The sequence below is a fragment of the Pseudomonas sp. CFBP 5748 genome, assembly GCF_053850495.1.
In genome coordinates this window covers 229,481-241,426 of the sequence record NZ_JBSPTN010000006.1, presented here as the reverse complement: position 1 = coordinate 241,426, position 11,946 = coordinate 229,481, and the positions used below count along the sequence as shown (strand labels likewise).

Below are 11,946 nucleotides of genomic sequence, written 5' to 3'. Positions count from 1 at the left end.
GCCTCACTTCCACATTTTCCAGGAGCTGATATGTCCACCGAACAACTGCTGAAAACCCCGCTGCATGCGCTGCACCTCGAACTCGGCGCGCGCATGGTGCCATTCGCCGGCTACGACATGCCGGTGCAGTACCCACTGGGCGTGATGAAAGAACACCAGCACACCCGCGACCAGGCCGGGTTGTTCGACGTCTCCCACATGGGCCAGATCCGCCTGACCGGCGCAGGTGCTGCCAAGGCTCTGGAAACCCTGGTGCCGGTGGACATCATCGACCTGCCAGTGGGCATGCAGCGCTACGCCATGTTCACCAACGACAACGGCGGCATCCTCGACGACCTGATGGTCGCCAACCTGGGTAACAACGAGCTGTTCCTGGTGGTCAACGCGGCGTGCAAGGATCAGGACCTGGCGCACCTGCGCGCCCATATTGGCGAGCAGTGCAGCATCGAACCGCTGTTCGAAGCCCGTGCCCTGCTCGCCCTGCAAGGCCCGGCCGCCGTCACCGTGCTCGCCCGCCTGGCGCCGGACGTGGCGAAGATGACCTTCATGCAGTTCCAGCGCGTCACGCTATTGGGCGTGGACTGCTTTGTCAGCCGTTCGGGCTACACCGGTGAAGACGGTTTCGAAATCTCCGTACCCGCCGCCGACGCGGAAAAACTCGCCCGCGCCTTGCTGGCCGAGCCGGAAGTCGCGGCCATCGGCCTCGGCGCCCGTGACTCCCTGCGCCTGGAAGCCGGCCTGTGCCTCTATGGCCACGACATGAACACCGAGACGACACCGATCGAAGCCAGCCTGCTGTGGGCCATTTCCAAAGTGCGCCGTGCCGATGGCGCTCGCGCCGGTGGTTTCCCCGGGGCTGAGAGCGTGTTCGCCCAACAACAGGGCAGCGTGAAGCGCAAACGCGTCGGCCTGCTGCCCCAGGAACGCACACCGGTGCGTGAAGGCGCGGAGATCGTCAACGAAGCCGGCGAGATCATCGGCTCTGTGTGCAGCGGCGGTTTCGGCCCCACCTTGGGCGCTCCGCTGGCGATGGGTTACCTGGACAGTGCCTATGTAGCGCTGGATACGCCGGTCTGGGCCATTGTGCGTGGGAAAAAGGTGCCTTTGCTTGTAAGCAAAATGCCATTCGTTCCACAGCGCTACTACCGCGGCTGATTGGTTGTTTCTATAAGTAACGCGGTTGCGTTATACGTGCACTAATGTGTCACGCAACCGCCATAAAAGGGTGCATATCTTTAGACACTCAACCGACCTTATAACGATCGTAAACAATTGAACTAGCCTATCGAATAAGCCCTGCTCCGCAAGCGGCATAAATGCTGGCAAGCTGAGCAAATACGGGCCTTGCAGGGGGGTTGTTTTTTTATTCGAAGTTGGCGTAGAGTTTGGTCACTGTGTTTGCATGGGTCGCTTGGAATCGTGACCTGGGCAGTAGCTTATGAAGTTCGCTACATCCCGTTCGACGTCTCTTACTTTCCTGCAACCCAGCCCCAGTACTCTTTCATGTGAAAGAGGCTGTCATCAATTTTAGCGTCAAAGGAAATAAGAAAATGTCTCAACGTCAGAGCGGTACCGTCAAGTGGTTCAACGACGAGAAGGGTTTTGGTTTTATCACGCCTGAAAGCGGTCCGGATCTGTTCGTGCATTTCCGCGCCATCCAGGGCAATGGCTTCAAGAGCCTGAAAGAAGGCCAGAAAGTCACCTTCGTTGCCGTGCAAGGCCAGAAAGGCATGCAAGCTGACGAAGTACAAGCCGAAGCCTAAGGCTTTCGCGAACTAAAAAGCCCCTGATTGATATCAGGGGCTTTTTTATGGGCGTAAATCCGTAAAATGGCTTCTTTTTTCGTCCGAGGCCGTCATGCCGAAACACCTGCTCACCCCCCAGGGCGACTTCCCCCCCGTAGGCCTTGGCCGTCGCCTGGCCGCGATGTTCTATGACTTTTTGCTGTGCACGGCGCTGCTGATCGTCACCAGCGGCGTCTACAAGATGATCCAGATGGCGATCATCGGCGAAGAAAAAATGCGCGCCCTCACGGAAGCGGGCGCCTTGGACGGCGACCCGTTGCTGTCCACCGTGCTGCTTTTCGTGCTGTTCGGCTTCTTCGCCAAGTTCTGGACCCACAACGGCCAGACCCTGGGCATGCAGGTGTGGTGCATCCGCGTACAGAACGCCGATGGCACGGCCATCAGCCTGTGGCAGGCGCTGTTGCGCTTTGTGGTGTCGATCGCGTCATTGCTGCTGGTGGGGCTGGGCTTTATCTGGGCGCTGTTCGACAAGCGCAAGCGCAGCTGGCATGACATCTACTCGGATACGCAGTTGGTGCGGATTCCCAAGAAGACCAAGTGAAGCCACCATCAGACCCCGTGGCGAGGGAGCTTGCTCCCGCTCGGCTGCGAAGCAGTCGTAAGAGGCTTGTGCGATCTATCTGAAGATATCGGGTGCTGACAAGAGGGGCTGCTTCGCAGCCCAGCGGGAGCAAGCTCCCTCGCCACAAAAAGCCTCATAGACCTCAAGGCCTTCCCAAGCTTCAAGCCCCTCTATAAGCCTCAAGACCTTCGAAAGTCTCAAGCCTCCCAACAATCAGGCATTCCCCGCCAGCTTCATCCGCGCGGCCTGGGTGAAATCCAGCATGCGCTTGAGCGGGCGAATGGCCTGGGGGATCAGCGCCGGGTCGACGAAGATCTCGTTGGTGCCCTCCTGCAAGCTCTTGAGGGTGCGTTCCAGGGTGTTCATCGCCATCCACGGGCAGTGCGCGCAACTGCGGCACGCCGCGCCGTTACCGGCGGTAGGGGCTTCGATGAAGACCTTGTCCGGGCACAGCTGCTGCATCTTGTAGAAAATCCCGCGGTCGGTGGCGACGATCAGGGTCTTGTTCGGCAGGCTCTGGGCTGCGGCGATCAACTGACTGGTGGAGCCCACCGCGTCGGCCAGCTCAATCACCGCCGTTGGCGACTCCGGGTGCACGAGGATCGCGGCGTCCGGATACAGCGCCTTCATGTCCTCCAACTGCTTGGACTTGAACTCTTCGTGGACGATACAGGCGCCGTCCCAGAGCAGCATATCGGCGCCGGTCTTGCGCTGGATGTAGGTGCCCAAATGCTTGTCCGGGCCCCAGATGATGGTCTCGCCGTTGTCCATCAGGCTCTCGACGATTTCCAACGCACAGCTGGACGTCACCACCCAATCGGCCCGGGCTTTGACCGCCGCCGAGGTATTGGCGTACACCACCACGGTGCGCTCCGGATGCTGGTCGCAGAAAGCAGAGAACTCATCCACCGGGCAACCCAGGTCCAGGGAGCAGGTGGCTTCCAGGGTCGGCATCAACACACGTTTTTCCGGGTTGAGGATCTTCGCGGTCTCACCCATGAACTTGACCCCCGCCACCACCACGGTCTTGGCCGGATGGGCGTTGCCGAAGCGGGCCATTTCCAGGGAGTCGGACACGCAACCGCCGGTCTCTTCGGCCAGGGCCTGGATGATTGGGTCGCAATAGAAGTGCGCGACCAGCACCGCGTCCTGAGCCTTGAGCTCGGCGGCGATGGCGGCGCGGTACCAGGCCTCTTGCTCGGCGCTCAGCGGTTTGGGCTGCTTGGCGTCGAGGTGGGCCTGGACCAGAAGGCGTTCGGAAATTTGCGTCATGTTCGCAAGACCTGCAAGCGCGTTTTGCGCGAAAGTCGAGTATACACCCGGCTCCGGACCACTCGGGTACCGCCGGGAAAGTGGGTATCAATCAGGCACGGGACAGCGTGAAGCCGGCAAGGCTACAGAATATCCCGTCGATGCAAAAGATCATTCTGACCTGTGCCCGCCCACAGAACCGGACGGGGTCCACTGTGGGCTCCCTCCCCCCCGCCAAGCTGACTGAAATGTAATCACCCGCCGCGCCGGCTTATGTCATCTTCTTTTCAAACCTGCACAGGGAACTGTTCCTGTGCTCGCTGCGAATCGACTGACGGATTTCCATCGATGCAAACAAAAACTTCCCGGCGAACCTTCGTCAAAGGCCTGACTGCCGGCGGCATCCTCGGTGGCCTGGGGTTATGGCGCTCGCCCGTCTGGGCGGTGACCAGCCCCGGCCAACTCAACGAAATGACCGGCACCGAATTCGAGCTGTTCATCGGCGAAAGCCCGGTCAATTTCACCGGCCGTCCGCGCACAGCCCAAACCATCAACGGTGGCATTCCCGGCCCGCTGCTGCGCTGGCGCGAAGGCGACACCGTGACCCTGCGGGTGCGCAATCGCTTGAAGGACGCCACCTCCATCCATTGGCACGGTATTTTGCTGCCGGCCAACATGGACGGCGTTCCCGGGCTGAGCTTCAAAGGCATCGAGCCCGACGGCATGTATGTCTATCAGTTCAAGGTCCGTCAGAACGGCACTTACTGGTACCACAGCCACTCCGGCTTCCAGGAGCAATCGGGGGTCTATGGCCCGCTGGTGATCGACGCCAGGGAACCCGAGCCTTTCCAGTACGAGCGGGACTATGTGGTGATGCTCAGCGACTGGACCGACGAAGACCCCGGCGCCATCATCCGCAAGCTCAAGAAACAGTCGGACTACTACAACTACCACAAGCGCACCGTCGGCGACTTCATCGACGATGTGAGCAAGAACGGCTGGGCCGCCACCGTAGCGGATCGCAAGATGTGGGCCGAAATGAAGATGAACCCCACGGACCTGGCCGACGTCAGCGGTGCCACCTACACCTATCTGATGAACGGCCAGGCGCCGGATGGAAACTGGACCGGCCTGTTCAAACCTGGCGAGCGGCTGCGCCTGCGCTTGATCAACGGTTCGTCCATGACCTATTTCGATGTGCGCATTCCCGGCCTGAAAATGACCGTGGTGGCGTCCGACGGACAGTACGTCAAGCCAGTGAGCGTCGATGAGTTGCGGATCGCCGTGGCCGAGACCTACGACGTCATCATCGAACCCAGCGCAGAGGCCTACACCTTGTTCGCCCAGTCGATGGACCGCACCGGATACGCCCGCGGCACCCTCGCCACCCGGGCTGGCCTTTCGGCGCCGGTGCCAGCGCTGGACCCACGACCGCTGGTGACCATGGACGACATGGGCATGGGCGGCATGGACCATGGGGCGATGCAGGGCATGTCGGGCATGTCGGGCATGGATCACAGCCAGATGCAGGGCATGGACGACATGGCCGGCATGGACCACGGCTCCATGCAAGGCATGGGCGACATGCAGTCCCATCCGGACACCGAGAAAGACAACCCGCTGGTGGACATGCAGGCCATGAGCGTCAAGCCCAAGCTCGACGACCCGGGCATGGGCCTGCGCAACAACGGACGCAAGGTGCTGACCTACGCCGACCTGCGCAGCACCTTTCCCGACCCGGACGGCCGTGATCCGGGGCGAACCCTCGAATTGCACCTGACCGGGCACATGGAGAAATTCGCCTGGTCGTTCAACGGCGTGAAATTCTCCGACGCCGCGCCGCTGCTGCTCAAGTACGGCGAACGCCTGCGCATCGTGCTGATCAACGACACCATGATGACCCACCCCATTCATCTTCACGGCATGTGGAGCGACCTGGAGGACGAAAACGGCCAGTTCATGGTGCGCAAACACACCATCGATGTGCCACCGGGTTCCAAGCGCAGCTACCGGGTCACCGCCGATGCCCTGGGGCGCTGGGCGTATCACTGCCATCTGCTGTTTCACATGGAGATGGGGATGTTCCGTGAAGTTCGGGTGCAGGAATGAGGAGCCCAGCATGAGCATTATGACTAAACACCGCACCCTGCCCGTGGCTGTCATTGCCAGCCTGACCCTCGGCACCACCGCCTCGGCCTGGGCGGCGGGCAACGATATGCAAGGCATGGATCACAGCCAGATGCCGGGGATGGACCACAGCCAGATGCAAGGCATGGACCACAGCCAGATGCAAGGCATGGATTCGATGCAGGGCATGGAACCGATGCAATCGGCGCCGACCACCAGCCGCACGCCGATCCCCGAACTGACCGCCGCCGACCGCGCCGCCGTCTACGAGGATCATGGCGGACATGCGGTGCATGACAGCGCCATCAATTCGTTTTTCCTGATTGACCAGCTGGAATGGCAAGACGCCGATGACGGCAGCGCCCTGAGCTGGGACGCCTCCGGTTGGATCGGCGGCGATATCGACCGCTTGTGGTTGCGCTCCGAAGGTGAACGCCTCAATGGCAAGACCGAAGAGGCGGAACTTCAGGCGCTGTGGGGACACGCCATCAGCCCTTGGTGGGACGTGGTCGCCGGCGTACGCCAGGACTTCAAGCCTGGCGATCCGCAAACCTGGGCCGCCTTCGGCGTGCAGGGCATGGCGCTCTACAACTTCGAAGCCGAGGCCACCGCATTCATCGGTGAGGGTGGCCAGAGCGCGGCGCGCCTGGAAGGCGACTACGACATACTACTGACCAATAGATTGATCCTGCAGCCCACCGCCGAGGTCAATTTTTATGGCAAGAACGATCCTGCCCGCGGCGTCGGTTCGGGGCTGTCGGACACCGAACTCGGCGTGCGCCTGCGTTATGAAGTCCGTCGTGAATTCGCACCATACATTGGCGTCACCTGGAATCGGGTCTACGGCAACACCGCCGACTACGCCCGGGAAGAAGGCGAAGACCGCAGCGAAGCGCGCCTGGTGCTGGGCCTGCGCATGTGGTTCTGACCCGCTGATCTGTTCCACTAAAAACTAAAAAACCGAGCTGTAGGAGTCCTTGCATGTCATTACTCAAAACCGCTGTTGTTGCTGTCACGCTGTCCGCCGGCCTGTTGCTCAGTGGCTTGGCCCAGGCCCATCCGAAACTGCTGTCCTCTACCCCCGCCGAAGGTGCGGACGGGGCTGCACCGGCAAAAATCGAACTGCATTTTTCGGAAAACCTGATGACCAAGTTTTCCGGCGCCAAGCTGATGATGACTGAAATGCCCGGCATGGCGGCCCATTCGCCGATGCCCATGCCAGCCAAGGTGTCCGGCAGCGATGACCCCAAGACCATGGTCATCATCCCGAACACCCCGCTCAGCGCAGGCACCTACCAGGTGCAGTGGCGCGCGGTGTCATCCGACACTCATCCGATCACCGGCAACGTCACGTTCAAGGTGAAGTGATTCGATGAGCGAGTCCATCAACATCGCCCTGCGCTTTGCCCTGTACCTGGATTTGATGTTGCTGTTCGGCCTGGCCGCTTTTGGTCTCTATAGCCTGCGTGGCAAAGAGCGGATGTCGGGTGCGCTGTTGAGTTTCGCGCCGTTGCTGCTGACCACGACCGTGCTCGGCGTGCTGTTGTCCGTGCTCGCCATGGTGTGCATGGCTCGGGCCATGAGCGGTATTGCGGACTGGGCCGAGCTGTGGCCGCACATTGAAATGATGGTATTCGAGACCGACGTGGGTTGGAGCTGGAACCTGCGGATCGCGGCGCTCGTGCTGGCTGGTTTCGCCGTGATGCTCAATAAACGTTGGCCGAGCGCCAGCTTGGCCCTGGTCCTGCTGGGCGGCGCCGTAGCGCTGGCAACGCTGGCTTGGGCCGGGCATGGCGCCATGGACGAAGGTGAGCGCCGCAATTGGCACTTCATCACCGACTTTTTGCATTTATGGGCCGCCGGTGGCTGGGTTGGCGCCTTGGCCGCATTTGCCCTGCTGCTGCACCAGGCCGAACCTCGACTGCCGGTTCTGGCGCGCACGCTGACCGGGTTTGAAACAGCCGGGGCGGTGATGGTGTTGGTGGTCGGGGTGACGGGGGTGGTGAACTATCTATTCATCGTCGGCCCGAATATCGAAGGGCTGCTGGACAGTACCTATGGTCAGTTGCTGGCGCTCAAACTGGTGTTGTTCGCGGTTATGCTGGTGTTCGCCGCGCTGAATCGTTTTCACCTCAGCCCACTGCTGGAGCAGGCCCGGCAGACCGGGGAGCACAGCGTCGCGGTGAATGCCCTGCGACGCAGCATGGTGCTGGAGCTCTGTGTGGCAGTGGTCATTCTGGGGTTGGTGGCGTGGCTGGGGACGTTGAGCCCGGTGATGGAATAGGAGGTTGTGAACTACAGCAAATCCTGTGGGAGCAAGGCTGCCCGCGATGAACGATAACGCGGTTCAGCTGTTAGAGCGCGGCGCGGCCATCGCGAGCAAGCTTTGCTCCCACAGCGGGGACAAATCCCCTCGCCACAAGAGCACCGGATCTTCACGACTCGGGCGCGGCATTTAATTATTCAATACGCCGCGCCAGTTTTCAGTTTGCCCATAGCAGGGTGCCGTAGCCTAAATAGGGCTTTGTTAAGCCAAGGCTCTGTTATGGAAAACGTTCGAACCTCAAGCACCCACGCCGTCTGGCTGATGGTCAGCATCGTGTTGGTGGCGCTGAATCTGCGGCCCTCCATGGCCGCGGTCGGGCCGTTGTTGTCGGCCATTCGCGGCGAGGTGCCCTTGAGTTTCAGCACGGCCTCGCTGCTGACCATGCTGCCGGTCATGGCGATGGGCCTGGCGATGTTCCTGGGCATGCGCATCGCCCTGCGCATCGGTGAACACCGCACCATTGTGCTGTCGCTGTTGATCATCGGCATCGCCACGGCATCGCGTTTGTACCTGGACAGCGCCGCCGAGCTGATCATCAGTGCGGTGTTGGCCGGGCTCGGTATCGCCCTGATCCAGGCCGTGATGCCGGCGCTGATCAAGTCGCGCTACGCCGACAACGTCTCCTTGTTCATGGGCCTGTATGTCACCTCGATCATGGGCGGGGCGGCGATTGCCGCGTCGTTTTCGCCGTTTGTCCTGACACAAACCGGCAGCTGGCGCATCGGCCTGGCGATCTGGGCGCTGCTGGCGCTGATCGCCCTGGGTTGCTGGTACGCCCAGCGCTCAGCCGTCACCCCGTTACCCGAAGCACCTGCCCGGCAGAAAGAATCGTTCTTCAGCAACTCCCGGGCCTGGTTGCTGGCGATTTTCTTCGGCCTCGGCACTGCTTCCTACACCTGCGTGCTCGCCTGGCTGGCGCCGTACTACGTGGAAAAGGGTTGGAGCGAACAACACGCCGGCCTGCTGCTGGGGTTCCTCACGGCCATGGAAGTGTTGTCTGGCCTCGTCACCCCGGCGATTGCCAACCGCAGCCAGGATAAACGCCTGGTCCTCGCCGTTCTGCTGCTCCTGATCATGGGCGGTTTCTGCGGCCTGATCCTCAGCCCGGAACGCTTTAGCCTGTTGTGGCCCTGCCTGCTGGGGCTGGGCATCGGCGGCCTGTTCCCGATGAGCCTGATCGTGTCTCTCGACCACCTGGACAACCCACGCCGGGCCGGTGGCCTGACGGCGTTCGTGCAAGGCATCGGCTACCTGATCGCAGGGCTCTCGCCGTTGATTGCCGGGATGATTCGCGATCAGTTGGGCAGCTTCGAATGGGCCTGGTGGTCGCTCACCGCGGTCATGGCTCTGATGGTCCTGATGGTCCTTCGCTTCAATCCCAAGCACTACGCGCGGCATATCAGCTAATCGCCGAAGACAGCCCCGCGCACAAAGTCAAAGGGCGGCATTACGTGCCGCTCCACTTTTCAACACTCACCCACGACGGCAGACCGACTCGTCCCTCACGACGCTGCGGTCTGTAACGCAGGAATAAGACCTTGATGAAACACGTCGGTTTTGCAGCCGCTCACTGGGGCATGCTCATCTGGGCGATGCTGATCGCCTCGTCGTTCTTCGCCGCGGCACAGGTCAGCCAGACGATCGATCCGATCCTGCTCACCGGCCTGCGGCTGCTGTTTTCGGCAATGATGTTCCTGCCGCTACTGCTCCTGAAACACACCTCGCCCATCTCCACCAGGGGCCTGCTAGCCCACGCGGTACTCGGCCTGCTGCTGGCGACTTACTTTGGTTCGCTGTTCGAAGCACTGCGCTATACCTCAGCGGTCAACACCGCGACGTTGTACACGCTGGTGCCCTTGATAACTTTGTTTTTCGAGGCATTCCTGCTGCCCAACCCAAGCCTCAAGACCCGCGTGCTGCCCATGCTGGTCGCGGCAATCGGCGCGCTGCTGCTGACCCTCAAAGGCTCGGCCCCAGGGCAATTGCCTGCGCTCTATCCGTCGCTGGTCTTCGGCGTCGGTTGCCTGGCGATGGCGTTGTACTCCCCCCTCAGCCAGCGCTTCAAAGCCTCGGTATTGAAGGGCCGGGAACCCGTGACGATGACGTTCTGGAACATGTTGTTCGGCGCGCTGTTTCTGCTGGTGTTCTGCCTGTTCAGCGGCGGGTGGCGCAGCGGCGTGCAATTGTCGACGCTGGATATCGGCTGGCTGGTGTACCTGGCATTGTTCGGCACACTCGCCACTTTCTGGTTGCTGCACCGGGCAATTGGGGTGATTGCGCCGTCGACAGTGATTTCCTATGTGTACCTCAACACCCTGTTCGTGACGTTGATCCATTGGTTCTGGCTCAGGGAGCAACCCATGATGATCGAAATCATCGGCGCCACCCTGGTGGGCGTTGGCATGCTGACCCTGGTGGCCGGCAGCCGCATTGCCAAGGTTGCCACGGCTTGAGATTCGTCAGTAGGTCGATGCCTCGCAAGGCGTAACCGCGCTCCAACGTTCCAGCTCCCGTTCAAGGAAACCGGCCACCGCCAACAGACGCTGCTCTTGCCAGTGCGGCCCGACAATCTGGATGCCGATGGGCATCCCGGTGGCGGGGTCGAACCCGGCACGGATCACCACCGCGGGGGAGCCGCTGAGACTGAACGGGAACACGAAGGCATACCGATCGCGATCTTGCAGGGACTCTCCATGACGGAATGCAACGTCCGGGAATACCGGACAGATGAACAAATCGTGCTGCTTGAAGAACTTCGCCAACTGATAGCGGAAGGTATCGATCATGATCCAGTCGCGCTTGACGTCATCCACGCTCAATTTCACGGCTTCGCTCATGTCCAGCAACTGAGCGATAGGCGCAGTGAACTGGCGTTTGTTCATGGAATCGAACAATTGCCGCCAGCCGCGTCCGGCATCAGCGCCGGTGATGAACACCCGCCATAGCACATCGCAGGCCTCGCCGAGCAACGGCGGCGCAACCGTATCCACCTGCGCCGCCACCGCCCCCAGGCACCGTTCGACCTGCTGCAGCACCTGGCTCACCGCCGCGCTGACGGGGGTTCGGCTCGACTGCGAAAACAGCGCGACGCGCAGTTCGGCCAGCGGCTCGCTGGCGGCGAACGGCACATCGACGGTATCCGGGTCATAGCCGTCGGCGCCGCTGATCAACTGACCAAGCAGCGCCAGGTCATCGACATAACGCCCCATCACGCCAAAGGCCGAGGTCATATGGAACAGCCCGGACCGGTCATTGGGAAACTGACCGGTCAACGGCACCCGACCCTGGGTCAGTTTCAGGCCGCAGATACCATTGAAGTGCGCGGGAATCCGCACACTGCCACAGGCATCGGAAGCCAGCCCGGCCGGCGAGCAGCCGGCGGCAATCGCTGCCGCTTCACCGCCGCTGCTGCCTCCAGCGGAGCGCCGCAGGTCGTGGGGGTTGAGGGTACGACCGTAGATCAGGTTCTCGGTCTCGAAGGCCATGCACAATTCCGACACATTGCTGATGCCCAGAATGATCGCGCCGGCCTGTCGAAGCCGGGCAACCGTCGTCGCATCCTCCTGACTGGCATCGCCCATCAGCTCCCCCACGCCGCGGGACATCTTGAATCCGCGAACGTGGAGGACGTCCTTGATGGTGATGGGAATGCCGTGCAATGGACCGCTGATCTGCCCAACGCGTGCCAGCTCATCCGCCTCACGGGCCTGGCGCCGCAACACCTCTACCGGCGCCAGTTGAATTAATGCGTTGATGTGCCGGTTACGCTCGGCGATGCGTTGCAGGTAGAACTCCAACAACGTCACGCTGGTCAGCACGCCGCGGCGCAGCAGACCCGCCATTTCCCGCAGGGTCAGCGTGTCAGGATTGAACAT

At 61.5% G+C, this 11,946-nt stretch carries 11 protein-coding genes; 9 read left to right on the top strand and 2 right to left on the bottom strand.

All coding sequences use genetic code 11. The annotated features are described in order from the left end of the window. Positions 1-30 precede the first annotated feature (30 nt). The 3 genes from gcvT (at position 31) to ACWNZ1_RS16055 (ending at position 2,346) form a co-directional block, all read left to right on the top strand. Complete coding sequence (gcvT, locus tag ACWNZ1_RS16065; RefSeq protein WP_256453641.1) at positions 31-1,155, top strand: glycine cleavage system aminomethyltransferase GcvT; 1,125 nt, start codon at positions 31-33, stop codon at positions 1,153-1,155. Positions 1,156-1,550: 395 nt separating this feature from the next. Continuing rightward, a complete protein-coding gene (locus tag ACWNZ1_RS16060) occupies positions 1,551-1,763 on the top strand; it encodes a cold-shock protein (protein WP_003175786.1) in 213 nt (70 codons plus the stop codon). A 94-nt stretch (positions 1,764-1,857) separates the two neighbouring features. Then, entirely contained in the window at positions 1,858-2,346 is a 489-nt protein-coding gene (locus tag ACWNZ1_RS16055) for an RDD family protein (protein ID WP_210640373.1), read from the top strand. 234 nt (positions 2,347-2,580) lie between these two features. Here ACWNZ1_RS16055 and nadA read toward each other — a convergent pair whose 3' ends face one another. Further along, complete coding sequence (gene nadA, locus ACWNZ1_RS16050) at positions 2,581-3,639, bottom strand: quinolinate synthase NadA (protein WP_135846898.1); 1,059 nt, start codon at positions 3,637-3,639, stop codon at positions 2,581-2,583. Positions 3,640-3,966: 327 nt separating this feature from the next. Here nadA and ACWNZ1_RS16045 point away from each other — a divergent pair, with 327 nt between their 5' ends. The 6 genes from ACWNZ1_RS16045 to ACWNZ1_RS16020 all read left to right on the top strand — a co-directional run bounded on the left by ACWNZ1_RS16045 (position 3,967) and on the right by ACWNZ1_RS16020 (position 10,524). Next, positions 3,967-5,727, top strand: a complete 1,761-nt coding sequence (locus ACWNZ1_RS16045; RefSeq protein ID WP_456027743.1) for a copper resistance system multicopper oxidase — start codon at positions 3,967-3,969, stop codon at positions 5,725-5,727. Positions 5,728-5,746: 19 nt separating this feature from the next. Beyond that, positions 5,747-6,673 (top strand): copper resistance protein B, encoded by a 927-nt coding sequence (locus ACWNZ1_RS16040; protein WP_256454427.1) that lies wholly within the window; start codon positions 5,747-5,749, stop codon positions 6,671-6,673. A gap of 53 nt (positions 6,674-6,726) precedes the next feature. Beyond that, entirely contained in the window at positions 6,727-7,113 is a 387-nt protein-coding gene (gene copC / locus ACWNZ1_RS16035; protein WP_135846900.1) for a copper homeostasis periplasmic binding protein CopC, read from the top strand. Between the two features lie 4 nt (positions 7,114-7,117). Next, entirely contained in the window at positions 7,118-8,029 is a 912-nt protein-coding gene (gene copD, locus ACWNZ1_RS16030; protein WP_256453644.1) for a copper homeostasis membrane protein CopD, read from the top strand. 261 nt (positions 8,030-8,290) lie between these two features. Beyond that, a complete protein-coding gene (locus ACWNZ1_RS16025) occupies positions 8,291-9,478 on the top strand; it encodes a cyanate transporter (protein WP_135846902.1) in 1,188 nt (395 codons plus the stop codon). A gap of 134 nt (positions 9,479-9,612) precedes the next feature. Then, the gene (locus tag ACWNZ1_RS16020) at positions 9,613-10,524 is read left to right on the top strand and encodes a DMT family transporter (RefSeq protein WP_135848057.1); all 912 of its coding nucleotides are present in this window, start codon (positions 9,613-9,615) and stop codon (positions 10,522-10,524) included. 6 nt (positions 10,525-10,530) lie between these two features. Here ACWNZ1_RS16020 and ACWNZ1_RS16015 read toward each other — a convergent pair whose 3' ends face one another. Further along, entirely contained in the window at positions 10,531-11,946 is a 1,416-nt protein-coding gene (locus ACWNZ1_RS16015; RefSeq protein ID WP_456027761.1) for an amidase, read from the bottom strand.